We start from the raw sequence: 24,188 nt of genomic DNA on the forward strand, positions 1-24,188 counted from the left end.
CCCCCCCCCCCCCCCCCCCCGCACGCAAGGAGAGGCCGATGGCCCGTCGTACCCGCGCCGAGATGGAGCAGACCCGCGCCACCCTGCTGGCGACCGCCCGCGCAGTCTTCAGCGAGCGCGGCTACGCCGATACCTCGATGGACGACCTCACCGCGCAGGCCGGCCTCACCCGCGGCGCGCTCTACCACCACTTCGGCGACAAGCAGGGGCTGCTCGCGGCGGTCGTCGATGAGCTCGACGCGGAGATGGACGCGCGCCTGAAGGCGATCTCCGACGCCGCCGTGGATCCGTGGGAGGGATTCCGGCTGCGCTGCATCGGATACCTGGAGATGGCCCGGGAACCCACCATCCAGCGCATCGTGCTGCGCGATGCGCGCGCCGTGCTGGGCGGTGCCTCGCCGGAATCGCAGCGCCACTGCATCGATTCCATGCAGCGTCTGCTGGCGCACCTGATCGATCTGGGTGTGGTCGCCAAGGCCCATCCGCAGGCCCTCGCCTCCCTCGTGTACGGCAGCCTTGCCGAGGCGGCGTTCTGGATCGCCGATGGCGACGATGGCGATGCGCGGCTTGCACAGAGCGGGGTTGCGCTGGAGCTGCTGCTGCGCGGGCTGCGCTGCAGCGCGCCGACGTCCCCAGGCAAGCTGCCCGCCTGACGGCTTCACAGCTCGCCTCGCGCCGATACCCTATGGTGTCCGCCCCGCGCCGCCTGCCGTCCCGAGGCCGGTGCATCCGACCCCCTGCCGACCGCGAGTACAGCTTGAGCTCTTCACCTTCCCCCGGTTCCCACGGCGAGCGTGATGCCGAGCGCGTCAGGATGGCACTGGCCGCCGGTGCGATCATCGGTACCTGGTTCTGGGATGTTGCCCAGGACAGCCTGACCGTCGACGATGCCCTGGCCCTGGCACATGGCCTCGACCCGGCGCTGGCCCGCACCGAACTGCGCCTGGAGCAGGTCGTGTCCGCCGTCCACCCCGACGACCGCGCCGGCCTGGCCGAGGCGATTGCCGAAGCGGTCCGCCGCGGTGGCCGCTATGCCCACCAGTATCGAACCCGCGGCGCCGACGGCGCCTATCGCTGGATCGAGGCGATCGGCCGGGTGGACCTCGACGCGCACGGGCAGGCCGTCGGCTTCCCCGGGGTACTGATCGATATCGATGAGCGCCGCCGGGTCGAAGCGGAGCGCGACCATGCGCAGACCCTGCTGCGCTCCTTCGTCGAAGCCGCGCCCGGCGTGGTGTACGCCAAGGACCGGCAGGGCCGGATGCTGATCGGTAACCGCGGCACCACCGAGCTGATCGGCCGGCCGCCGGAGATCTACGTCGGCCGCACCGACGCCGAGCTGCTCGGCGACCCTGCCCAGGCAGCCATCGTGATGGCCACCGACGAGCGCGTCATGGCCAGCGGGCAGACCGAGCAGCTCGAAGAAGAAGTGAGTTTCCCCGATGGCCGGCGTGCGCAATGGCTGTCGACCAAATCACCCCTGCGCGACGCCGACGGCGTGGTGGTGGGGCTGGTCGGCACGTCACTGGACATCACCGACCGCAAGGCCGCCGAGGCCCGTCATCTGGAAGCAGAGGAGCGTTATCGGCTGGCCGCCCACGCAACCAATGATGCGATCTGGGACTGGCGCATCTCCGATGGCCAGGTCATCTGGAACGAAGCACTGACCACCCTGTTCGGCCATGCGCTGAGCGAGACCAGCGCGCAGTGGTGGCTGGATCACATCCATCCGGACGACCGGGCGCGCGTGGACAGGGACATCCATGCCGTGATCGAGGGCGGTGGAACCGCGTGGAACAGCGAGTACCGGTTCCGTCGCGCCGACGGCAGTTTCGCCTCCGTGCTCGACCGCGGCACCGTGCTGCGCGGCGGCGTGGGCGAGCCGCTGCGGATGATCGGCGCGATGCTGGACCTGACCGTCCGCCAGGCGGCCGAAGCCGCGCTGGCCCAGAGCGAGGAACGCCTGCGCTTTGCCACGGAGGCCGGTGACATGGGCTTCTGGGATGTGGACCTCGTGCGCGACGCGCTGATCTGGCCGGCGCGGACGAAGGCGATGTTCGGCATCTCGCCCGAGGTGGTGGTGTCGATGAGCGACTTCCATGACGGGCTGCATCCCGACGACCGCGCCGCCACTGTCGCCGCGTTTGCGGCGGCCGCCGACCCGGCGCGGCGCGCGCTCTACGACGTGGAATACCGCACCGTCGGCAAGGAAGACGGCGTGGTGCGCTGGGTCGCGGCGAAAGGTCGCGGGCATTTCGAGGGCGACCGCTGCGTCCGGGTCGTGGGCGTGGCGATCGAGATCACCGCGCGCAAATTGGCCGATGCCCGGCTGCAGGAATTGAACGAGCACCTGGAGAGCCGGGTGCTGGAAGAAGTGGCACAGCGCACGCGCGTGGAAGATGCCCTGCGCCAGAGCCAGAAGATGGAGGCGGTGGGCCAGCTGACCGGCGGCATCGCGCACGACTTCAACAACATGCTTGCCACCGTGATCGGCCCGCTGGACCTGCTGGCGATGCGGATGGGCGACAGCGATCCGCGCGCCAAGCGCTACATCGACATGGCCATCGACGGCGCGACCCGCGCCGCGCAGCTCACCCAGCGCCTGCTGGCGTTTTCCCGGCAGCAGCCGTTGCAACCGGTGCCGTTGGATGTGAACCGGTTGGTGGCCGGGATGTCGGACCTGCTCGTGCATTCGCTGGGCAGCAGCATCCGCCTGGAAACCGTGCTGGCTGCACAGGTCTGGTGCACGTTCGCCGATGCCAACCAGCTGGAGAACGTGATCCTCAACCTGGCGGTCAACGCGCGCGACGCACTGCCCGGTGGCGGGCGACTGGTGGTGGAGACCGCCAACTTCACGATCGCCGCCGATGACGGTGCCGCAGCGGCAGAGGTCCCCGAGGGCGAGTACGTCCGGATCACCGTGGCGGACAACGGCAGCGGCATGCCGCCCGAGGTCATCGCCAAGGCCTTCGATCCGTTCTTCACCACCAAGAAGGTGGGGCAAGGCACCGGCCTGGGCCTGTCCCAGGTGTACGGCTTCGTCAAACAGTCGGCCGGCCACGTGAACATCGATTCGACCCCGGGACAGGGAACCACGGTGACCCTGTATCTTCCGCGCCGCAGGGTGGATGTCGCGCCATCGTCCCCGGCCGGAAGAGAGGACAACCGCGCCCTGAGCGGTGGCCGGGAACTCGTCCTGGTCGTCGAAGACGAACCCGGCGTACGGCAGTTTTCCATCGAAGCGCTGACCGAACTGGGCTACCCGGTGCTCGCGGCCGAGGGAGCCGCCACGGCGCTGACCCTGCTCGACCGCCATCCCGACATCGCGCTGCTGTTCACCGATGTGGTCATGCCGGAGGTCAACGGGCGGCAGCTGGCCGATGAGGCGCTCAGGCGGCGACCGGCACTGAAAGTGCTGTTCACCACCGGCTACAGCCGCAATGCGCTGGAGAACGATGGCGTGCTCGACCCCGATGTCCACCTGATCGGCAAGCCGTTCACGCTGGAGGAACTGGCGTTGCGGGTGCGGGCGGTGCTCGCCGAGGTGCGCTGAGCGGCGCTTGACGGCAAGGGGATTTTCTCAATACTGCGGCAATGCTCAGCCAACACTTCCTGTTCTTCTTCGCCATGCTGGGCGCCTTCAATGGCGTGGTGGCAGCGTCGGTACTGTGGTGGCGGGCCAAGGGCGAAACAACGCAGCGCTGGCTGGCGATGCTTATCCTGATGATCGGGGTGCGAACGGGGAAGTCCGTGACCTTCCATTTCTGGCCGGAGGTTCCCTTCGCCGTTCTCCAGCTCGGGCTGACCGCGTGTTTCATGATCGGGCCCTGCCTTTATTTTCTGGTGCGCTCCAGCCAGGAAGACCCTGCCCGGCCCGGGAAGGCCGATCGCTGGCACCTCGGCGCGTTGCTCCTCCTTGTCGCGGCGGTCACTGTCCTGCTTCCCTACAGCCGCAACGTCGAGCTGTGGCGGCATACCATCGCGCCCGGCATCAACTACGCCTGGCTGGGCTATCTGCTCCTCACCACTGCCCTGGTCCATCGCCACCGCGCACGGCTTCGGACCTCCCGGTCCGGCCCCCTGCTGCTGGGCGCCCTGGCAGGGATCTGGATCATCTGGATCGCGTACTACACCGCTGGGTACACGTCCTACATCGTCGGTGCGCTGTCCTTCACCTTCGTTCTGGTCGTGAGCATTCTGATCTGCCTCCGCCTGCGCTCGGGGCAGGCGCCGATCGAGCCCTATCAGGACCGTCGGATTCCCGCCGCCGAAGCGAACGTGGCATTGCAGGCGCTGGCTGACCTTATGGCGGGCGAGCGTTTGCATCTTGACGCTGGCTTGACCCTGCCGCGCCTCGCACGACGGCTGGGTATCCCGCAGACCCGGCTGTCGCAGCTGCTCAATGACAACAACCAGACCTCGTTCAAGCAGTACCTGACCCAGCTGCGGGTGACCGAGGCGAAGGCGCTCCTGCAACAGAGTCCGGCCAAGTCGTTGGACGTCGTCGCCCAGGAAGCGGGCTTCCAGTCCATGTCGACCTTCTACAGCGCATTCAAGAAGTGCGAAGGGATCACGCCCGCCGCGTTCCGCACGGCCGCAGCGCACTCCTAGAAGCGATTCCCGCACTCCGGGAAGACACCGCAACACGTTGATTGGAAAGCGATTGGATACGGTGCTGGCGCTGGCGTTGTGCAGACCCATCTCGTGCGCCCTATCCCGGAGGCTTCCCGTGCGCGTTCATCGATCCATTGTCCTGTGGCCCCTTGTCGCCGTCCTGACCGTGCAGACCAGCGGGGTCCGGGCCCACCCCGTGAGCGCCACGCCCGCCGAGCGCCACGCGCAGGTGGATGCGATCTTCGCCCCGTGGAACGGCGCCACCACGCCCGGCTGTGCGGTGGGAATCGCGCGCGACGGCGTGGTGGATTACACGCGCGGGTACGGGATGTCGAACCTGGAGTACGACGTTCCCATCACCCCCCAATCGGTTTTCCTGGTCGGCTCCATCTCCAAGCAGTTCACTGCTTTCGCGATCGCACTGCTCGCGCAGGACGGGCGCGTGTCGCTGGACGATGACATCCGCACCTACCTCCCGGAGATGCCCGACGTAGGCCAGACGATCACCCTCTCGCACCTGATCCATCACAGTAGCGGCCTGCGCGAGCAGGGGCAGCTGCTGTACCTGGCCGGCTGGCGCAGCGACGACATGATGACCCAGGCCGACATGCTGTCGGTCGCGACGCAGCAGCGTGGGCTGAACTTCGCGCCGGGAACGGAGACGCTCTACAACAATCTCGGCTACACCCTGCTGGCCGTGATAGTGGAGCGTGTCTCGGGCAAGTCGCTGGCAGCCTTCACCGACGAGCGGATCTTCCGGCCGCTGGGCATGAACGACTCGCACTTCCAGGACGACCACACCGGGATCGTGCGGCGTCGTGCTGCCGGCTATCAGGCGCACGCAGAGGGAGAGTGGCGGATCAGCATCCCGGCGTCCGACTACTACGGTCCGACCGGCTTGTTCACCACGGTGGGCGACCTGCTGAAATGGCACGACCATCTCAGCCATGCGCGCGTTGGAGGACAAGCGCTGGTGACAGCCATGCAGACGTCGGCGGAGACCCGCGATGGCGTGGCGACCGGCTACGGCGGTGGCCTTTTCATCCGCACGTATCGCGGCCTGCGCACGGTGGGACACGACGGTGTGCACGCCGGCTATCGGACCGATTCCATGGCCTTCCCCGACCAGGGGCTGGCCATCGTAACGCTGTGCAATGGCGCCACGATCCTGCCCGCCGAGCTGACGCAGCGGGTCGCCGAGGTCTATCTCGGCGATCGCATGACGGCGACGGCCCCGGCAGTGGACGTCGCCGAAGCCGACGTGTCGGCGCTGGCAGGTATCTATTGGAGCGCACTGACCGATGAAGTGGTGCGGGTGGAGGTGAAGGACGGTGCATTGCGTCCGCTGGGCGCATCGTCGGCGCTGGAATCCCTCGGCAACGGGACATTCCGCATGGGCCAGGCCGCGCAGTGGCACTTCCGTGCCGCGGTGGACAGGCAGGACGCCCGCGAACTGCAGATCTGGGATGCCTGGCCTGCACCGAGAACCTTCACCCGCGTCACCGAGCCGATGCCTGCGGGGCCAACGCTCACCTCGTTCACGGGGGAATACCGCATCGACGAGGTCGACATGACCTATGAGGTCGTGATGGCGGCAGGGAAGCTGACGATGCGTTGGCCGCGACAGTCCGAGCTTGTGCTCGAGGCCGTCGGCGGTGATCGCTTCATCAGCGGCGCATGGACGGTGACCTTCACGCGTGCGGCGTCGGGCGCGGTGGATGGGCTGACGATGTCCGCACGCCGCCTCCGGCGCATGCGCGCGGAACGGATCACCGCGGCGGCGATACCTCCGCGGCCAGCGGGCACCAGCGTGTCGGTGAGCCGCGGCCGCTGACCAAGCGGTCCAAGCCACGCTGCCACAACGCTCCGCGCCGAATTTCAAACGAACGCTTGAAACACGCGTAACTTCGTCGAACTGGACACGATCCACCAGTTCCGCCAGACTCCGCCCTTTCCTGTTGTTCGGCACCCATGGCGAAACTGCTGGTCCTGCATGGCCCCAACCTCAACCTGCTCGGTACGCGCGAGCCGGGGGTGTATGGGCACACCACGCTGGCGCAGATCGACCAGGCCCTGCTGGCCCAGGCGCAGGCCACCGGCCACGCCGTGGAGGCGCTGCAGTCCAACGCCGAGCACGTGCTGGTGGACCGGGTCCAGGCGGCCCGTGACGACGGCACGGCCTTCATCCTGATCAATCCGGCGGCGTTCACCCATACCTCGGTGGCCCTGCGCGATGCGCTGGCCGCGGTGGACGTGCCCTTCATCGAGATCCATCTGTCCAACCCGCATGCACGCGAGCCCTTCCGCCAGCACAGCTATTTCAGCGACAAAGCGGTCGGGGTGATCTGTGGGTTCGGTGCGGACAGCTATCGCTATGCGATGGATGCGGCGCTGACCCGGCTGGCGGCCGCCTCCGCGTGATGACACTGCCGCGTGTCCTCGCCAGCGTCGTGCTGTGGGGCTGCCTGTGTGGCGCCGCCATCGCAGGCGACCGCGAGGATGAGGGCATCGACTGCGCGCACCCGGTCACCACGATGGAGAGCGACCTGTGCGCCTCGGACGTGGCGGCCGCCGCCGACGTCGAACTCAATGCCGTGTACGCGCAGGCGCGCCGGCAGCTGCGCTCCCCGGCCGACGGCGGTGCCTGCAGCTGGTGCGGCAACGCCGAGCAGCAGCTGGTGCTGGCCCAGCGCGCCTGGGTCGAACTGCGCGACCACGACTGCGACGCGGTGTACCTGTTGAATTCCGACGGCTCGGCCCGCAATGGCGCGCAGATGCGCTGCCTGACCACCCTCACGCGTGACCGCATCCGCCAGCTGCGCGACTTCTACGAATTGCTTTGACCCGAGCGCACCGCGCTTCCCACCACACTGACACCACGAGCTAAAGAGGCCCCTATGGATCTCCGCAAAATCAAGAAACTGATCGACCTGCTGGAAGAGTCGAACCTCGCCGAAATCGAAATCAAGGAAGGCGAAGAGTCCGTGCGCCTGTCGCGCGCGCCCGTCTCCGGCTACGGCATGGTGCAGGCCCAGCCGCAGATGATGATGGCCCCGGCGCCGGCCCAGGCCGCCGCACCGGCGATGCCGATGCAGTCGCCGACCGAAGCCTCCACCGGCGGCACCGCCAAGGCCGGCAACGCCCTGCCCGATGGCCACGTGCTGCGCGCGCCGATGGTCGGCACCTTCTATTCGTCGTCCTCGCCGGACAAGCCGGCCTTCGTGTCGGTCGGCCAGGCCGTCAAGGCCGGTGAAACGCTGGCGATCATCGAAGCGATGAAGATGTTCAACCCGATCGAAGCCGATGTCTCCGGCACCATCGTCGCCATCCTGGGCGAAAACGGCCAGCCGGTCGAATTCGACCAGCCGCTGTTCGTGATCGGCTAAGGATTAGTCCATGCTCGACAAAGTCGTTATTGCCAACCGAGGGGAGATCGCGCTGCGCATCCTGCGCGCGTGCCATACCCTGGGCATCCGCACGGTGGCTGTGCATTCCACGGTCGACCGCAACCTCAAGCACGTGGCCATGGCCGACGAGTCGGTCTGCATCGGTCCGGCACCGTCCTCGGAGAGCTACCTCAACATCCCGGCCCTGATCGCCGCGGCGGAAGTCACCGACGCCCAGGCCATCCACCCGGGCTACGGCTTCCTGTCGGAGAACGCCGACTTCGCCGAGCGCGTGGAAGAATCCGGCTTCATCTTCATCGGCCCCAAGGCCGACACCATCCGCCTGATGGGCGACAAGGTGGAAGCGATCCGCGCGATGAAGGCCGCCGGCGTGCCGTGCGTGCCCGGCTCGGGCGGCCCGCTGACCGACGACATCGTGGCCAACACCAAGATCGCCCGTGAGATCGGCTACCCGGTCATCATCAAGGCCTCCGGTGGCGGTGGCGGCCGCGGCATGCGCGTGGTGCATGCCGAAGCCTCGTTGAAGGCGGCGATCGAGACCACCAAGTCCGAAGCCAAGGCCGCTTTCAGCAACGATCAGGTCTACATGGAGAAGTTCCTGGAGAATCCGCGCCACGTGGAGATCCAGGTGCTCGCCGACGGCCAGGGCAACGCCATCCACCTCGGTGAACGCGACTGCTCGATGCAGCGCCGACATCAGAAGGTGGTGGAAGAAGCGCCGGCACCGGGCATCACCACCGAGCTGCGCGATGAGATCGGCAAGGTCTGCGTGGAAGCCTGCATCCGCATCGGCTACCGCGGCGCGGGTACCTTCGAGTTCCTGTTCGAGGACGGCCGTTTCTACTTCATCGAAATGAACACCCGCGTGCAGGTGGAACATCCGGTGACGGAGATGGTGACCGGCATCGACCTGGTCTGCGAGCAGCTGCGCATCGCCGCCGGCCAGAAGCTGACCATCAAGCAGAGCGACGTGGTGCTGACCGGCCACGCGATCGAGTGCCGCATCAACGCCGAAGACGCGGAAACCTTCGTGCCGAGCCCGGGCCAGATCACCGCCTTCCATCCGCCGGGTGGCCCCGGCGTGCGCGTGGATACCCACATCTACAGTGGTTACCGCGTGCCGCCGAACTATGACTCGATGATCGGCAAGCTGATCGTGCACGGCCCGGATCGCGAGACCGCGATCGCGCGCATGCGCGTGGCGCTGAGCGAACTGGTCGTGGACGGCATCAAGACCAACGTCGCGCTGCAGCAGCGCATCATGCGCGACAAGGGCTTCCAGGCCGGTGGGCAGAACATCCACTACCTGGAAAAGCGCCTGGCCGAACGCAAGAACAAGTCGATCGCGTTGACCTGATCGACGCGCTCGCGCGGGACGCTGGACAGCAGAAAGGCGGGGATTTCCCCGCCTTTCTGTTGCGCGAACCGGGCTGCCGGAGGGCACAGACCCGGTAGAGCCAACCCATGGTTGGCTGACGTGCGTCATGGCGCGTGCAGGCTGCGGCCACGCAGGGCGCAGCTCTACCGCGGCGTGCTTACGGCTTGGCGGTATCCGCCGCAGTGACCTGCGAGTTCTTCACCGGTTCCACGCCCAGCGACGAGGTCGGGTCCATGATCACCATCGTTTCGGTGGAGCCATCCGGCCACACCACCTGGAAGGTGCTGCCGGTGGGCAGCGAAGCGAACGGCATGCCACTCTGCGCGCGATACACCGCAGCGACCTGGCTGGCACCGGCGCGACGCACTTCGGCATCGGCCTTCACCGAGGTCAACTGCACTTTGGACAGGCTTCGGTAACGATCGTCATAGGTATCGATCATCACCAGGCCCACCGCTCCGGCCGAGTACGCGACAAACAACGCCACCCAGAACCAGAATTTGGCACCGTGCAGAATTCGACGGTAATTCATCGCCCATTCCTCTGCTTGACCAGCTCTTCGACCAACACGTTCATTTTCCCCGCACCTTGCCGCGATACCGCAGCGTCATACACAAAAGTGGCAAAGTCCTGCCCACCGTCCTGCGAACAGATCCCTCCGTTCGCGCAGAAATTATTCATCAGCACGCTGTCCGGCCCGCAGGCCATGCCCAGCTCGCAGGCGGCCAGCCGCCAGGCCAGTTCGCTGAACTGATCACCGGCCACCAGGCCGCTCATCGCGTTGTCGCCGCTGGCACGCTGGCCCATGCCCGGCGCCAGCGCCATGTAGGCTTCCGGATCACGCGACTCCATCACCCGCTCGACCAGCCCGCGGCGATAGCCCGGCCCGGTTTCCAGCGGCTGGCCCTCGGCGAACAGCGAGGCCTCGGCGGCGAGGTTGCCGGCCTTGGCCGACTGCAACCGCTGCGCCAGGATCAAGGGCCGACCCAGGTTGTCGCTGCTGACGAAGCCCGCGCAGCGCCGCGAGACGCGCTCGCGTGCAGCGACCATCGGCGCCGACGCGCTCATGCCCATACCGGTCAACAGCGTGTTGTCGAGCTGATAGCCGCCCGGGTCCATCGCATACATCGCGCAGTAGTCGTAGACGCGGCTGACCATCCATCCGGCCTCGGCGTTGCCGTTGGCCGCCTGCAGCTGCAGGCGCTGCGCATAGGCGAACAGGTCGGTGTCGCCTTCGATATCGGCCCGCAGGTCCAGCGGCAGGCCGGAGGCCACCGCCGTGCCGCGCTCGCTGCCGAGCAGGCGCCGGGCCAGTTGCCGGGCTTCGGCCGGGACCGCGTTGGGGGCGCTGCCGGCCTGCGGCTCATCCATATGCGAGGAAGACGGATCGGCGTGCAACACCCGATCGCCCGCGCGATAGCCCACCACCCCCAGCAACGCCAGGGCCGGTACGACCAGCAACCAGGTTTTCAGGGTCGGCACGAGAGCCATGGGCAGAAGTCACACGCTGTCCGTGATGGACAGCAGGAGTTCAAGTTTAGCAAGCGGCTGCAGCGGTGTCTGAACCAGCCGTCGGGCCGATCTTACCGGCCGGCGAGACGAGCGTCCGGCGGCACGGCCGGGACCATCGCCCCGCACTGGTCTAACATGCACGGTTTTCCGCCGGTCCCTGCCCCCATGCCCTTCCTGGAACTCACCCTGCACTGCACCGAAGCCACCCAGCCGCGCTATGAGAATGCGCTGGACGACGTGGGCGCGCTGGCGGTGACCCTGCTCGATGCCGATGCCGATACCAGCAACGAGCGCGCGATCCTGGAACCGGGCGTGGGCGAGACCCCGCTGTGGAACGACCTGGTACTGACCGCGCTGTTCCCCGGCGATACCAATGCGCTGGCCCTGCTGGCCGCGCTGGACGCCTTCGATCCGGGCCTGGACTGGGCCAACGCCAGCTTCCGCGCCGTGGCCGACGAAGACTGGGAACGCGCCTGGATCGACCAGTTCCAGCCGATGGCCTTCGGTGATCGCACCTGGATCGTGCCGTGGAACCATGAGCTGCCGGAGGCCGCACAGGCCGACGATGCTGCCGTGGTCCGCCTGGATCCGGGCCTGGCGTTCGGCTCGGGCACCCACCCGACCACCGCGCTCTGCCTGCGCTGGCTGGACGGCCTGGCCGCCGAGGGCGCGCTGGCCGACACCACCGTGCTCGATTTCGGCTGCGGCTCGGGCATCCTCGCCCTGGCCGCGCTGAAGCTGGGCGCGGCCCGCGCGGTCGGCGTGGACAATGATCCGCAGGCGGTGCTCGCCACCGGCGACAACGCCGAGCGCAACGGCCTGCAGGACCGCGTGCAGGTCTATCTGCCGCAAGACGAACCGCAGGCGACGTACCCGGTGGTGGTAGCGAACATCCTTGCCTCGGCACTGGATGCGCTGGCCGATGTGCTGGCTGCGCGCGTCGCCCCGGGTGGTCGCATCGCGCTGTCGGGCATCCTGCACGGGCAGGAAGGGGAACTGCTGGAGCGCTACGCCCCGGCCTTCGAACAGCTGGCCGTGGCGCAGGATGGCGACTGGATGCGCATCACCGGCGTCCGCCGTGCTTGAATAGCCTGTCTCCTGCCCGGTCCCGTGCCCATGTCCGAGCCTCCGATGCCGCCGCGACGCCCGATCGCCACGTTCCTGCGTCCGTCCGCGGAGGCGCCGGCCGATCCCGCTGAGCCGGTGTCCCTCTCCCACGAGGAGACGCCTGCGGCGTCGACAACGTCCATGGACGATCGCATCGCACCGCTGGCGGTGGAACAGGTGATCGACGCCCAGCCGGTGCATGCGCCGCAGCCGTCCGTGTCGCAGACCCGATTTGGATTCGCCGACGAACGCGCAGCCGATGTCGAACCTGCGTACGCCGGCGAAGCTGCACCGGCCGCCGGGACCGGGGCGCCGTCGCACCCGCTGCCGGATGACGTGCACGCCCACGATGAGGACGCGCGCGGCCCGGCCACCGCTGCCCTGCCGCCGGCCGAAGCGGTCACCACACCCAGTTTCCTGCGCCTGCCCGGTGCACGCCTGCGCACGCCACGCTGGCAGTGGGGCATGGTGGCCGGGCTGGCCGCCGTGCTGCTGGTGCAGATCGCGGTGGCCGACCGCGCACGGCTGGCCGCCGATGCCGGTACCCGCCCGTGGATCGCCGGGTTGTGCAGCGTGCTGCGCTGTTCATTGCCGGCGTGGCGCGAGCCGGCGGCCTTCAGCATGCTCAGCCGTGATGTACGCCCGGTGCCGGGCCAGGCGGGTGCGCTGCAGGTGCAGGCGAGCATCCGCAACGACGCGCGGTGGGCCCAGGCCTGGCCGTCGCTGCGGCTGTCGCTGTCCGATGCCGATGGCCGCGTGATCGGCACCAATGTGTTCGCGCCGGCCGACTATCTGGAGCGCGCGATGGACCCCGCCGCCACGCTGGAACCGGGACAAAGCGCACAGATCAGCTTCCGCGTGCGGGAGCCTGCAGCGTCTACCGTCGCATTCACCTTTGAGTTCCTCTGAGCCACCGCCGGGGCCGCCGGAGCGTGGCAGGCGGCCGACGCACGCGCTAGACTGACCCCATCACCCTTCCGCCGTGGGCTGTTGTCCGCCCCGGCTCTTGCACCGGGAAACTCCTTGAACGCTGTCCTTTCTCGTCCTGACAACAGTCGTGGCGCGCCCAAGCCACCCCTGCGTGAACACGTCGCCCAATCGGTCAGGCGCTATCTGCGGGACCTGGATGGCTGCGATGCGGACGATGTCTACGAGATCGTGCTGCGCGAGATGGAGATTCCGCTGTTCGTGGAAGTGCTCAATCACTGCGAAGGCAACCAGAGCCGCGCCGCCTCGATGCTGGGCATCCACCGCGCCACCCTGCGCAAGAAGCTGAAGGAATACGGCATCACCACCTGATGCCGACGGGCACACATCGTGCCCAGCGGGAGAAGGCCGGATCGAGCAGCCCTCGGTGCCGGCCTTTGTCGTTTTTACGGGGGTGCCGGGCGCCGCGATGGCCGTCGAAGAGGCCAGGCCCGCGTCACTGGCCTACACTATGCCCCCGCTCCGCTTCGATCTCCTGCCCCCATGAGTTCCGATCTGCTGCCCGTGCGCCGGGCCCTGCTGTCCGTTTCCGACAAAACCGGTCTGATCGACCTGGCCCGCGCCCTTGCCGCGCGCAACGTGGAGCTGCTCTCCACCGGCGGTACCGCCAAGGCGATCCGCGAGGCCGGCCTGGCAGTGAAGGACGTTGCCGACGTCACCGGTTTCCCGGAAATGATGGACGGCCGGGTCAAGACCCTGCACCCGATGGTGCACGGCGGCCTGCTCGGCCGCGCCGGGCTGGATGACGCGGTCATGGCCGAACACGGCATTGGCGCGATCGACCTGCTGGTACTGAACCTGTATCCGTTCGAGTCGGTCACCGCCAAGGCGGACTGCACGCTCGAAGACGCCGTGGAAAACATCGACATCGGTGGCCCGGCCATGCTGCGCTCGGCCGCGAAGAACTTCGCCCGCGTGGCGGTGGCGACCGACCCGTCGCAGTACGCCGAGCTGCTGGCCGAGCTGGACGCCCACGATGGCAGGCTGTCGGCGCCCAAGCGCTTCGCCTTCTCGGTGGCCGCGTTCAACCGCGTGGCCCAGTACGACGCGGCGATCAGCAATTACCTCTCCGCCGTGACCACCACCGACACCGCCGTGCCGCTGCGCAGCGAGTTCCCGGCGCAGATGAATTCCAGCTTCGTGAAGGTGATGGACCTGCGCTACGGCGAGAACCCGCACCAGAGCGGCGCGTTCTACCGCGACCTGTACCCGGTGCCGGGCACGCTGGCCACGTTCCAGCAGCTGCAGGGCAAGGAACTGAGCTACAACAACCTGGCCGATGCCGATGCCGCGTGGGAATGCGTGCGTCAGTTCGACGTGCCGGCCTGCGTCATCGTCAAGCACGCCAACCCGTGCGGCGTGGCCGTGGGCGCCGGCAACGGCGATGCCTATGAGCTGGCCTATGCGACCGACCCGACCAGCGCCTTCGGCGGCATCATCGCCTTCAACCGACCGCTGGACGCCGCCACCGCGCAGGCGATCCTGGACCGGCAGTTCGTCGAAGTGCTGATCGCCCCGGACTTCGAACCGGCCGCGCTGGAATACGCGCAGAAGAAGGCGAATGTGCGCGTACTGCGCATTCCGCACGGCGACGGCCGCAACAACTACGACACCAAGCGGATTGGTTCCGGCCTGCTGATGCAGAGCGCCGACAACCGCGGCATGGCGCGCGACGAACTGACGGTGGTAAGCAAGCTGGCGCCGACCGAGAAGCAGTTCGCCGATCTGTTGTTCGCCTGGAAAGTCGCCAAGTTCGTCAAATCCAACGCCATCGTCTACGCCAAGGACAACCGCACCATCGGTGTCGGCGCCGGCCAGATGAGCCGCGTGTACTCCGCGCGCATCGCCGGCATCAAGGCGGCCGATGCGAACCTGGTGGTGGAAGGCTCGGTGATGGCCTCCGATGCGTTCTTCCCGTTCCGCGACGGCATCGATGCCGCTGCTGCCGCCGGCATCAAGGCGGTCATCCAGCCGGGTGGCTCGATGCGCGACAGCGAAGTGATCGCGGCCGCCGACGAGCATGGCCTGGCCATGGTGTTCACCGGCGTGCGTCACTTCCGTCACTGAAACTCAAGGGAAGGGCATTCATGGACAACGCTGTATCGAGATTGTTGGTGCTTCTGCTCCGGGCCAAGGAATTGTCTGCTTCAACTCAGGGCATGCAGAATTGGAAGACGCTGTTTAACGTCACCCATGACCATGAAGTTCCAGAAAAACTTGGGGCATTGCTTGTGCTCGCAGGCGATGCTGCACGGCAGGTAATCGAACTTCACCCCGACTGCACCGATGGAGTGAACTATTGGAGATCCCGCATTGCTGCGGCCCTGACGGTTTCTACTCTTCACTCGCCGTGGAACGAATTCTTCAAATATATTGATTCACATTCAATAAGCTATCTAAAGATGCAAGCAAAACTCGTCAACGGTGAGCGGCGAACCGTCCTTTTAGACGACAGTCGTCTTAAGAGCTCACATGACGCACTTCGAATGGCACTCGATGAGATCGCTTCATCGAGCCTCAGTCCTGAGGCGAAGTTGGTACTCTTGGATAGAGTCCGTAGCCTGATTGCTGCCATAGAAAATTACGCAATTTTTGGGCAGGAAGCGATTTTCGATCTCCTTAAGGCAACCGCATTTGATCTTGGGGCACTGAAAGAAGCTGGCCAAGATGTCTCAGGATCTAAATCACTGAAGGAAGGTTTATCAATCCTTGCGGACTTAATGACGGTAGCCAGCACTATTCCTGTGCTGGGTCCCCCTGCATTGGCCCTCATCCAGAGGATTACGCAGTGAAAGTACTCATTTGCGCGCGTCAGTCCCATCACTAACTCCCGAGCGACACGGATGTCCCCGCAGCACTTGAAACACTTCGCTGCACTCGCCATCGCCAGCGCAGCAGCGCTGGCCGGCTGCGCGCCCACCAACGCACCGGCGCCGCCGCAGGCCGCACAGGACGCGGCCGTGGCGAAGGCAGCCCCGCTCGCCCACCTCAGCCGCACGGAACGCCTGCGGGCCTTCCTGACCGAGCGCTACGGCAAGGCCGCCAAGCTCTCGGGAAAATGGCGTGGGAGCTGGACCCAGGACGGCGACACCCGCCTCACTGATTGGCATGTCTGCGCCGAGCAACCGGTGGTCACCGGCGACAGCTGGCAACAACTGCTGGCCGTCTGCGGTTCACCGCTGGACGGTGCCCACCCGGACCCGGGCGCGATCGACTTCTTCGTGCTGCGCCCCGAGGCGGACCGCTTTGCCGTGGCCGCCGAGCTGACCGGGCAGAACTTCGGCAGCCGGGGCGAGCCCGGCACCGTGCAGATCCTCCGCGCCGGCAGCGACTTCTACGGCTTCCGCATCGAGCACGGCTGGTTCGGCCAAGGCTATTCGCTGATCACCCAGACGCTGGTGTTGCCCGGCCCGAACGGGCTCGTGGAGGCCGGTGGCGTGCGCAGCCATATCGACAACACCGCCGCCTACGACTGCGACGACGCCGATGCGGAACCGGACTGCCAGGCGCGGTTGTTCAACCTCGATTTCACCCTGCACTTCGACGACCGCGATCCGGCGGCACGGCAGTGGCCGCTGCTGATCGAGGAGACCGGCCTGGGCTGCGGCGGGCAGCCGGTGCGGCGCGAACACCGCTTCACCCTGGACCCGACGACCTGGAGCTATGCGTTCCCCGAGGCACTGAGGCGCGAAGAGTGCGAGTGATGCGTTTGTACGCATTGGCAGTCGTGGCGCTCGTGCTGCTGGCCGGCTGTGACCGTACACCTGCGCCTTCCGGACCCGCCAAAGCGCACCGTGTGCTCGACACCACGGCGCAACCGGAAGACACCGTCCGGGTCAGGGGCGATCAGACCCAGCGCCTGCAGGCCTTCCTTCGCGAGCGCTATGGCGACAAGGCCGTTCTGGATGCGCCATGGAAGGACGACTGGGAGGACACCGAGGTCGAGGCGCTGCGCCCGGTCACCCGCAGCGTGTGCGCGCGTGACACGGTCACGGCCGACGGTCATGGGCAGACCCTGCTGGCGGTGTGCCAGACGCTGGACGACGCAGCCACGGTCGAGCCGGGCCGGGTCGATCTGTATGTGCTGCGCGTGGGCAAGGACAACGAAGAGGCCAACCGAGGCGGCGTGTTCGCCCCACTGCGCGCCGATGATCCGCTGCTGGTGATGGCCCAGCGCCTGCAGGGCCCGTACGGCCGCCATGGCGCACCCGGCACCGTCCAGATCGCGCGGCTCGGCCCGCAGCGCCGTGCGTTCCAGATCACCCATGGGGAACACCGACGCGGCCATCGGTACATCTGGCGCAGCTACATCGCCGAGCACAACCATCGCCTGCGCGATGTCGCCCAGTACCGCGATCATCTCGACAACCTCGCCCTGCATCACTGCGACGGTGATCCGTCCGCCTGCGGAAGCACGGTCTTCGCAGTCGACTTCAGCACGACGGTGGGCGACAGCACTGCCGTGGATGGCTACTGGCCGCTGACGGTGCGTGCCAGCGGCCACGACTGCACGGGCCCTGCGACCGGGTACTACCACCTCATCTTCGATGCCCGGCAGCGCGCGTATCCGGTGCCGGATGACCTCCAGCGCGACGGCTGCGCCGACAGCTGAGGCCGTGGGTTGCCCCGGCAACCGACCGCCCGAATGCACCCGCCGCCCGCACCGCGTAAAATCACGTTCCTGCCCTCTTACGCGAGAACTGCATTGAAGATCCTGGTCATCGGCGCTGGCGGCCGCGAACACGCCCTGGCCTGGAAGCTGGCCCAGTCCGCGAAGGTCCGCGAGGTCATCGTCGCGCCCGGCAATGCAGGCACCGCCACCGAACCCAAGTGCCGCAACGTGGACGTCAAGGTCACCGACCTGGACGGCCTGCTGGCGCTGGTCGGCACCGAAGACATCGGCCTGACCGTGGTCGGTCCGGAAGTGCCGCTGGTGGCCGGTGTGGTCGACCGCTTCCGCGCCGCCGGCCACCGCATCTTCGGGCCAACCGCCGCCGCTGCGCAGCTGGAAGGCAGCAAGGCGTATGCGAAGGACTTCCTGGCCCGCCACGGCATTCCCACCGCGTTCTATGCCGTGCACACCGAGGTCGAGCCGGCGCTGGCCTACCTGCGGGAGAAAGGCGCGCCGATCGTGGTCAAGGCCGATGGCCTGGCCGCCGGCAAGGGTGTGATCGTGGCGATGACCCTGGCCGAGGCCGAGGACGCGGTGCGCGACATGCTCTCCGGCAATGCCTTCGGCGATGCCGGCGCACGCGTGGTGATCGAAGAGTTCCTGGACGGCGAAGAAGCCAGCTTCATCTCGATGGTGGACGGCAGGACTGCGCTGCCGATGGCGACCTCGCAGGATCACAAGCGTGTTGGCGACGGCGACACCGGCCCGAACACCGGCGGCATGGGCGCGTACTCGCCGGCCCCGGTGGTGACCGATGAGGTGCATGCGCGCGTGATGCGCGAGGTGGTCAACCCGACCGTGCAGGGCATGATCGCCGACGGCATTCCGTTCACCGGTTTCCTCTATGCCGGCTTGATGATCGATGCCAGCGGCGCGCCGAAGGTGATCGAGTTCAACGTGCGCTTCGGCGACCCGGAAACGCAGCCGGTGATGCTGCGCCTGCAGTCGGACCTGGTGGACCTGGTCGAAGCGGCGATCGACGAGCGTCTGGACACCGTGGAAGCGCAGTGGGATCCGCGCCCGTCACTCGGCGTGGTGATGGCCGCCTCGCCGTATCCGGAAACGCCGATCACCGGCGACGTGATCCATGGCCTGGACGCGGTCGCCGCGACGGCCAAGGTGTTCCATGCCGGCACCACGCTGGATGCGCAGGGCCAGGTGCTCAGCGCCGGCGGCCGCGTGCTGTGCGTGGCGGCATTGGGTGGCACGGTAGGCGAGGCACAGCGCAACGCTTACGCCGGCGTCGGTGCGATCCACTGGGCCCATGAGTTCCACCGCCGCGATATCGGCTGGCGGGCGATTGCGCGCGAGCAGGGCTGAGGCAGGTCAAGGGCAGCACGGCTGCCGTGCAGCGCAAAGGCCCGGCATTGCCGGGCCTTTGTTCTAGAGGACGGCGTCGATACCGCGCCCTTGAATGGTACGGCGTGAACATCAGCAAGTGGCGTGCCCGGCTGTCGGAAAGATCACCGGACAGACACCGGTATAGCGCTGCCGCAAAAGAAAAGGCCCGGCAGTGCCGGGCCTTATCATTTACTCCAGCGGCTTACTGCATCACGCAGTAAACAGCGCCTTCATCTTCTTCAGCGCGTTCGCCTCGACCTGGCGGATGCGTTCGGCCGACACGCCGTACTCATCGGCCAGCTCCTGCAGCGTCACCTTGCTGTCCGCGTCCAGCCAGCGACGGCGGATGATGTCGCGCGAACGCGCATCCAGCTCGGCCATTCCTTCGCGCAGCAGCTGCAGCTGATTGTCTTCGCTGTCCATCCGCTCATACGCCATCGAAGGATCTTCTTCATTGGCGCGCAGGTAGGCAGCCGGCGACGGCGGCGCATGATCGTCATCGTCATCGCTGGAGAGATCGAAACCGATATCGCGGCCCGACAGGCGCGACTCCATCTCGAGCACTTCGCGCTCGGACACGTTCAGGTCCTTGGCCACCGCACTGACTTCCGCCGCGTTCATCCAGCCCAGACGGGTCTTGGACTTGCGCAGGTTGAAGAACAGCTTGCGCTGCGCCTTGGTCGTGGCGACCTTGACGATGCGCCAGTTCTTGAGGATGAACTCGTGCATTTCCGCACGGATCCAGTGCACCGCGAACGACACCAGGCGAACGCCCATGTCCGGGTCGAAGCGCTTCACCGCCTTCATCAGGCCGATGTTGCCTTCCTGGATCAGGTCGCCCAGCGCCAGGCCGTAGCCGTTGTAGCCACGGGCGACGTGCACCACGAAGCGCAGGTGGGAATGGACCAGCTCGCGCGCGGCGTCCAGATCCAGCTCGTCGCGGAAGCGGCGGGCCAGGTCCTGCTCGTCATCGACCGACAGCACCGGGATCTGGTGCACGGCACCGATGTAGGCGTCCAGCGAACCGAGCGCACTGGGAATCGGGAGATTGTTTGCCACAAGGGCAGTAGAGGTGTTCTGGCTCATAGCACTCATCTTAGCAGTCCCGGAATTGGACTGCTAAAGGGGAAAGAAGTTCCAGCGTTCTGTTCATGGGATGCTGGCACCGATCACCCGGCTAACGTACCGCGAAATGATGACAGTGGCGAGGGGCTGGAAATCACGCATCAAGTCGAAGGAAATCAATGATATAGGATGATGAATTGGGCGCCAGGGCGTGTTTTCTGGCTGAACGGGCCACCGGGAAGCGCCCATTCATGCCGGAAAGGTTGTCGGCAGTTCAGCCAGGCACGGCCTGGCTCTACCCCCAATCACCCATCGGAGCAGTCGCGCCACGGCGCCGAACCGGATCGTCCCCCCAAACCCGCCCCCCAACACCGCGATGCTCGGTAGTGCCACGCCATGCGTGGCAGGCCCGAACCATCCGAAGCCTAGTAATACCCCGCCATGTTCAGGAAGAACCCCTTCTGGTCGTACTTCAGCTCGGTCATGTCATCGCTGAACTCGGTGAAGTTGTAGCCCACCCCGACCTTGAAGTTCTCCCCGACCCGGCGGTCCACGCCCACCAGCCAGCCCTTGCGCACGCCACCGTCGCGCACCTTCAACCAGCGGTGCTCGGCCAACCCTTCCCATTGCGCGAACAGGCGATAGCGCAGCTGCAGCGCGGCGAAGTCGGCGCGGCTGTCCAGCCAGGCGCCCTCGCCACGGCCGGTGCGGTAGTCGCCCCAGCGCGAGGCCAGCTTGCCGGCCACTTCCCAGCGCGCGCCCAGCTGACGGATCCCTTCGAGCGAGAGGATCTGCGAACGCTGGTCGTACAGGTTGCCGCCCTCCTGCCCCAGCGATGCCACATCGTAGAGATAGGTGAACTTGCCGAAGCCGGCCCAGCGCGTGTTGTCGTGCGGGCGCCAGGCAAAGCCCATGTTGGTCTCCACCAGCTTGGCGTCGGCCAGGCGGTCGATGCGGTCTTCGGTATCGGCATAGTTCGCGCGCAAGGCGAAGCGCCAGTCTTCGTTGAGCTTGTACAGCAGGCGGTTGGTGGTCACCCACTGCTCGCGCTGCTCGGCTCCACTGTCGCGCCGATACTCCAGCTTGCTGTTCCACTGCGCTACGGCATCGGTACGTCCGCCGCTCACGCTGTAGGCGCGGCGATCGACACGCCCCAGGGTGGAATCCAGCTCACCGTCCATGATCGTGAAGCCCAGGTTCCAGCCCTGCGCGGGATAGAAGTCCATGCCGAAGGTGTGCACGATGCCTGCGCTGTCCTGGCGACGGTCCTTCAGATACTGGCTCTCGTTGTAAACGTTGACCTGATTGCTCAGCCGCCAGCGCTGGCCCAGCGTCCAGCCACTCTGCAGCCCGGTATCGAACAGCGGATCGGTGCCGGTGCGGTCGGTGCTGTAGCTGTAACTGCCGTACAGGCTGTGGTCCGGTGCCATGCGGTATTCGCCATCGACCTTGGCGCCGTGGCCGCGGCTGCCGCCACTGACTTCCGCGCCGACACTGCTGCGGTCGCCGAACAGATACCGCGCGCCCAGCGTGAGCAGGTCGTTCTTCTCGTACGCGCCACCGTCATCATCCAGCGTGACCTGGCCGGTGCCGTACAGCTCCCATGACGCGCCGAAGCGCTGGCGGTAACCGATCGCCGCCAGCAGGGCGTCCACGCTCTGCAGCTCCTGTTCCTCGCGCACGCGGCGCAGCTCACCGGTCAGCTGGCCGTCGTTGCCCAGTCGCCACTCCGCGGTCAGCTGGCTCTGCTCCAGCGCCAGTTCGCCCTGCTCGGTGCGGGTGTACCGGCCGTACAGACTGACGTCGTCGGTGAGGTAGCCGAGGAATTCGGCACCGTATTCCTGGATCGGCAGCCCGGTGTCCTGGCGCGCGACCGAGAAGCCGGCATCGACGTCGCGCCACCACGCCCCCAGGCTCCAGTCCTGCGTCGTCCAGCCCAGCTCACGCAGGTTGGCACGCGCTTCCACCGCGCTGGCGGTGCCCGAGCGCCGGCCTTCGTAGGGATTGCGACGGATGAAGCTCAAGCCGCCGTTGTCCGAATAGAACACCGGGGCGGCAGTCGCTTCGGTGCGGGTCTGCTCCATCTTCAGATATGTGCCACGTCCCGCCTGCAGGGTGAGGTCGGCGCCCTTGAGGCTGTAGTTCTCGCCGCTGCGGTTCTCGTCGATCCAGGTGCCGCCGATCGCCACGTGGTCACCGATCCATTGCCGGCCGCGCGCGCCGTAGGTCACGTCATCGCTGCTGAAGCCCAGCGGCACGTATTCGTAGTCCACCAGCAGCAACTGGTCGTAGCCGTCGAGGGGCATGTCGCGGGTGATGCTGCGCACGTTCTCGCGGGTCAGCTGAGCCAGCGGACGGGTCAGGATCAGGCGGCCCTGCAGGTTGTCGATCTCGTAGTCCACGCCCTCCTGCAGGCTGGCGCGCGTTTCGGTGCGGCCGGTGGTGCGGTCACGTACTTCCAGCACCACCTGCTCCGAGCCCGGCAGCACGTCGGTGTGACGCAGGTAGTACAGACTGCCGCCGGTGCCGAGGAATTCACTGTGGCCCGGGGCGGACTGCGCTTCCGAACCGAACACCTTCACCTGCGAGCGCGCCTCGCCCAGCGGCGTGGCCTCCAGCGAGCGCCAGTTCAACGCACCGCCATACAGCGAGCGCACGTACTGGCCATATTCGGTGCCGGTGATGCCAGTGGCGTAGTTGCCCCACACGGCCTGGCTCTGATCCCAGTCCACGCGCAGGTACAGCCTGCCCTGCGTATCCACGTCGCGGTAGGTGGTGGAGTCATCGCCATACACCGGGTAATACAGGTCTGGATCCAGGCGGCGGAACACGTCCTGCGCGTCGGCCTGGGTGAAATCGCGGAACAGGTACTTCAGCTCGCGGTCCTGGGTGTCGGCCTGTGCAGTGACCAGGTATTTGCCGCGCAACTTGCCCTTCAGGTAGAACGCCAGCCGGCCCTCGCTGAGGAAGCTGTCGTCGTCGCGATCATCCGCCGCCAGGGGCTGCAGGTTGCCACTGGCGCTGTTCTTGGACACGGTGACATCGGCGATGGCGACCAGGAACAGGTAGCGGCCGGTGACATCCACGTCCAGCTGCCGCTGCGCGGAGGGCGCATCGCGGGATTCGACACTGACGTCGTAGCGATGCTCGCCCACCGGCTCGAGAAACTCGGCCGCGAACTTCTGCTCCAGGTCGACCGGGAAGTCCTGGCCGTTGATGCGCACGCGGCTGTTGGGTTCCAGGTTGCGGCCATACAGACGCACGCGCGAGCCGTGGATGGGAATGTTCTGCAGGCGGAGCATGCTCTGCCCGTAGATGCTGTTGCTGAGCTGCAGGTCCTGCGCGCTGTCGCCATCCAGGGCCTGGCCCAGCGTTTTCTGCACGTTCTCACGGGTGATCTGCAGGCCCCGGTCGAAATCGGCCGGGGTCACCAGCTGGATGCGCTGGAGACGGGTTTCATCGAACGCCCCACCGGCGCCGTACGCACGTGCGACGTAGATGAGATCGTCACCGGTGCGCAGCTTGATCTGCGGCGGCAGCTCACCGCTCCACTCGGCATCGCCAACGTAGTCGGCCGGCAACTCGATGCGGGCCAGCGGCGTGACCAGATCGGTATCGGTACCGCGATACAGCGTCACCTCCAGTTTCTGGATGAAGGAGGCGTAGTTGTTGTAACTGTGGAAGCGCAGCGGACGGATCACCCGGCCATTCTCGAACGGCACGGTGGCGGCGGCCTGCACGCTCAGGCTGGGCGGCACCATGGTCGGATCTTCGGTCGCCCACACCACGCCGCCGTTGGGCAGCTCGGCCATGAACTGGCCGCCGCGCGCCGCCACGTCCGGGGTGACTGCCGGTGACGCCGGTACCGTGCCGGCCACGGGGAGATCGGTGCGGCCCGGCAGCGGCAGCGCGGGCGCGTCGTCATCGCCGATGCGCAGCAGCAGCCCGTCATCGCTGCGGCAGCGGTCGGCTTCGCAGCGGATCTGCGCGGGTGAAGGAGCCGGCAGAGACTGCTGGGCGGCGGCAGGCGCTGCCAGCAGCACGGCGCTGGCCAGGCCGACGATAAGGCGGCGGGAGATCGGGCTCGGAATCAGGGTCATGTCCA

The 24,188-nt window shown here is 66.9% G+C and carries 20 protein-coding genes; 16 read left to right on the plus strand and 4 right to left on the minus strand.

The genetic code is table 11. The features are described from left to right. Positions 1-38: 38 nt before the first annotated feature. The 8 genes from AB9O74_RS05995 to accC all read left to right on the plus strand — a co-directional run bounded on the left by AB9O74_RS05995 (position 39) and on the right by accC (position 9,378). Positions 39-653 carry a TetR/AcrR family transcriptional regulator gene (locus AB9O74_RS05995; protein WP_369348752.1) on the plus strand — a complete coding sequence of 205 codons (615 nt, stop codon included), beginning with the start codon at positions 39-41 and terminating at the stop codon, positions 651-653. Positions 654-757: 104 nt separating this feature from the next. After that, complete coding sequence (locus AB9O74_RS06000; protein ID WP_369348753.1) at positions 758-3,553, plus strand: PAS domain-containing protein; 2,796 nt, start codon at positions 758-760, stop codon at positions 3,551-3,553. A 41-nt stretch (positions 3,554-3,594) separates the two neighbouring features. Beyond that, positions 3,595-4,611 (plus strand): helix-turn-helix domain-containing protein, encoded by a 1,017-nt coding sequence (locus tag AB9O74_RS06005; RefSeq protein ID WP_369348754.1) that lies wholly within the window; start codon positions 3,595-3,597, stop codon positions 4,609-4,611. A gap of 199 nt (positions 4,612-4,810) precedes the next feature. Continuing rightward, positions 4,811-6,448 (plus strand): serine hydrolase domain-containing protein, encoded by a 1,638-nt coding sequence (locus tag AB9O74_RS06010; protein WP_369348755.1) that lies wholly within the window; start codon positions 4,811-4,813, stop codon positions 6,446-6,448. A gap of 137 nt (positions 6,449-6,585) precedes the next feature. Next, positions 6,586-7,035 carry a type II 3-dehydroquinate dehydratase gene (aroQ, locus tag AB9O74_RS06015; protein ID WP_319210622.1) on the plus strand — a complete coding sequence of 150 codons (450 nt, stop codon included), beginning with the start codon at positions 6,586-6,588 and terminating at the stop codon, positions 7,033-7,035. Next, positions 7,035-7,457: a lysozyme inhibitor LprI family protein gene (locus AB9O74_RS06020; RefSeq protein ID WP_179459890.1), complete on the plus strand. Its 423-nt coding sequence runs from the start codon at positions 7,035-7,037 to the stop codon at positions 7,455-7,457. The genes aroQ and AB9O74_RS06020 overlap by 1 nt, the downstream gene beginning before the upstream one ends. 54 nt (positions 7,458-7,511) lie before the next feature. Continuing rightward, positions 7,512-8,000: an acetyl-CoA carboxylase biotin carboxyl carrier protein gene (gene accB, locus AB9O74_RS06025; RefSeq protein WP_121040377.1), complete on the plus strand. Its 489-nt coding sequence runs from the start codon at positions 7,512-7,514 to the stop codon at positions 7,998-8,000. Positions 8,001-8,010: 10 nt separating this feature from the next. Further along, the gene (gene accC, locus AB9O74_RS06030; protein ID WP_176988012.1) at positions 8,011-9,378 is read left to right on the plus strand and encodes an acetyl-CoA carboxylase biotin carboxylase subunit; all 1,368 of its coding nucleotides are present in this window, start codon (positions 8,011-8,013) and stop codon (positions 9,376-9,378) included. A 178-nt stretch (positions 9,379-9,556) separates the two neighbouring features. On the opposite strand, the gene AB9O74_RS06035 is transcribed toward accC, so the two are convergent. Beyond that, a complete protein-coding gene (locus AB9O74_RS06035; RefSeq protein WP_346490664.1) occupies positions 9,557-9,931 on the minus strand; it encodes a hypothetical protein in 375 nt (124 codons plus the stop codon). Continuing rightward, a complete protein-coding gene (locus AB9O74_RS06040) occupies positions 9,928-10,890 on the minus strand; it encodes a hypothetical protein (protein WP_369348756.1) in 963 nt (320 codons plus the stop codon). Before AB9O74_RS06040 ends, AB9O74_RS06035 begins: the two co-directional genes overlap by 4 nt. 186 nt (positions 10,891-11,076) lie before the next feature. Here AB9O74_RS06040 and prmA point away from each other — a divergent pair, with 186 nt between their 5' ends. The 8 genes from prmA (at position 11,077) to purD (ending at position 18,997) form a co-directional block, all read left to right on the plus strand. Beyond that, on the plus strand, positions 11,077-11,997 hold the full coding sequence (gene prmA, locus AB9O74_RS06045; protein ID WP_369348757.1) for a 50S ribosomal protein L11 methyltransferase: 921 nt from the start codon (positions 11,077-11,079) through the stop codon (positions 11,995-11,997). 30 nt (positions 11,998-12,027) lie between these two features. Continuing rightward, complete coding sequence (locus AB9O74_RS06050; protein WP_369348758.1) at positions 12,028-12,927, plus strand: DUF3426 domain-containing protein; 900 nt, start codon at positions 12,028-12,030, stop codon at positions 12,925-12,927. A gap of 114 nt (positions 12,928-13,041) precedes the next feature. Continuing rightward, positions 13,042-13,317 carry a DNA-binding transcriptional regulator Fis gene (fis, locus tag AB9O74_RS06055; protein WP_026069829.1) on the plus strand — a complete coding sequence of 92 codons (276 nt, stop codon included), beginning with the start codon at positions 13,042-13,044 and terminating at the stop codon, positions 13,315-13,317. A 171-nt stretch (positions 13,318-13,488) separates the two neighbouring features. Continuing rightward, entirely contained in the window at positions 13,489-15,072 is a 1,584-nt protein-coding gene (gene purH / locus AB9O74_RS06060; RefSeq protein ID WP_369348759.1) for a bifunctional phosphoribosylaminoimidazolecarboxamide formyltransferase/IMP cyclohydrolase, read from the plus strand. A gap of 20 nt (positions 15,073-15,092) precedes the next feature. Then, positions 15,093-15,797: a hypothetical protein gene (locus AB9O74_RS06065; RefSeq protein WP_369348760.1), complete on the plus strand. Its 705-nt coding sequence runs from the start codon at positions 15,093-15,095 to the stop codon at positions 15,795-15,797. A 51-nt stretch (positions 15,798-15,848) separates the two neighbouring features. Next, positions 15,849-16,709 (plus strand): hypothetical protein, encoded by an 861-nt coding sequence (locus AB9O74_RS06070; RefSeq protein ID WP_369348761.1) that lies wholly within the window; start codon positions 15,849-15,851, stop codon positions 16,707-16,709. Then, a complete protein-coding gene (locus AB9O74_RS06075; protein ID WP_369348762.1) occupies positions 16,706-17,617 on the plus strand; it encodes a hypothetical protein in 912 nt (303 codons plus the stop codon). The genes AB9O74_RS06070 and AB9O74_RS06075 overlap by 4 nt, the downstream gene beginning before the upstream one ends. Positions 17,618-17,710: 93 nt before the next feature. Then, complete coding sequence (gene purD / locus AB9O74_RS06080) at positions 17,711-18,997, plus strand: phosphoribosylamine--glycine ligase (RefSeq protein WP_369348763.1); 1,287 nt, start codon at positions 17,711-17,713, stop codon at positions 18,995-18,997. Between the two features lie 231 nt (positions 18,998-19,228). Here the strand turns inward: purD and rpoH are convergent, their stop codons facing one another. Both rpoH and AB9O74_RS06090 read right to left on the minus strand, forming a co-directional pair. Then, the gene (gene rpoH, locus AB9O74_RS06085; RefSeq protein WP_019183519.1) at positions 19,229-20,104 is read right to left on the minus strand and encodes an RNA polymerase sigma factor RpoH; all 876 of its coding nucleotides are present in this window, start codon (positions 20,102-20,104) and stop codon (positions 19,229-19,231) included. Positions 20,105-20,508: 404 nt separating this feature from the next. Beyond that, complete coding sequence (locus AB9O74_RS06090) at positions 20,509-24,183, minus strand: TonB-dependent receptor (protein ID WP_369348764.1); 3,675 nt, start codon at positions 24,181-24,183, stop codon at positions 20,509-20,511. Positions 24,184-24,188 lie beyond the last annotated feature (5 nt).

Origin of the sequence: Stenotrophomonas sp. JAG2, from assembly GCF_041080745.1 — a bacterium.
Classification (GTDB): Bacteria; Pseudomonadota; Gammaproteobacteria; order Xanthomonadales; family Xanthomonadaceae; genus Stenotrophomonas; species Stenotrophomonas maltophilia_AA.

Bases quoted from the DNA above. Each gene is read 5' to 3' on its own strand.
- AB9O74_RS05995 (WP_369348752.1), top strand. From the start codon at position 39: ATGGCCCGTCGTACCCGCGCCGAGATGGAGCAGACCCGCGCCACCCTG.
- AB9O74_RS06005 (WP_369348754.1), top strand. From the start codon at position 3,595: ATGCTCAGCCAACACTTCCTGTTCTTCTTCGCCATGCTGGGCGCCTTC.
- aroQ (WP_319210622.1), top strand. From the start codon at position 6,586: ATGGCGAAACTGCTGGTCCTGCATGGCCCCAACCTCAACCTGCTCGGT.
- AB9O74_RS06020 (WP_179459890.1), top strand. From the start codon at position 7,035: ATGACACTGCCGCGTGTCCTCGCCAGCGTCGTGCTGTGGGGCTGCCTG.
- accB (WP_121040377.1), top strand. From the start codon at position 7,512: ATGGATCTCCGCAAAATCAAGAAACTGATCGACCTGCTGGAAGAGTCG.
- accC (WP_176988012.1), top strand. From the start codon at position 8,011: ATGCTCGACAAAGTCGTTATTGCCAACCGAGGGGAGATCGCGCTGCGC.
- AB9O74_RS06035 (WP_346490664.1), bottom strand. From the start codon at position 9,931: ATGAATTACCGTCGAATTCTGCACGGTGCCAAATTCTGGTTCTGGGTG.
- AB9O74_RS06040 (WP_369348756.1), bottom strand. From the start codon at position 10,890: ATGGCTCTCGTGCCGACCCTGAAAACCTGGTTGCTGGTCGTACCGGCC.
- prmA (WP_369348757.1), top strand. From the start codon at position 11,077: ATGCCCTTCCTGGAACTCACCCTGCACTGCACCGAAGCCACCCAGCCG.
- AB9O74_RS06050 (WP_369348758.1), top strand. From the start codon at position 12,028: ATGTCCGAGCCTCCGATGCCGCCGCGACGCCCGATCGCCACGTTCCTG.
- purH (WP_369348759.1), top strand. From the start codon at position 13,489: ATGAGTTCCGATCTGCTGCCCGTGCGCCGGGCCCTGCTGTCCGTTTCC.
- AB9O74_RS06065 (WP_369348760.1), top strand. From the start codon at position 15,093: ATGGACAACGCTGTATCGAGATTGTTGGTGCTTCTGCTCCGGGCCAAG.
- AB9O74_RS06070 (WP_369348761.1), top strand. From the start codon at position 15,849: ATGTCCCCGCAGCACTTGAAACACTTCGCTGCACTCGCCATCGCCAGC.
- rpoH (WP_019183519.1), bottom strand. From the start codon at position 20,104: ATGAGCCAGAACACCTCTACTGCCCTTGTGGCAAACAATCTCCCGATT.
- AB9O74_RS06090 (WP_369348764.1), bottom strand. From the start codon at position 24,183: ATGACCCTGATTCCGAGCCCGATCTCCCGCCGCCTTATCGTCGGCCTG.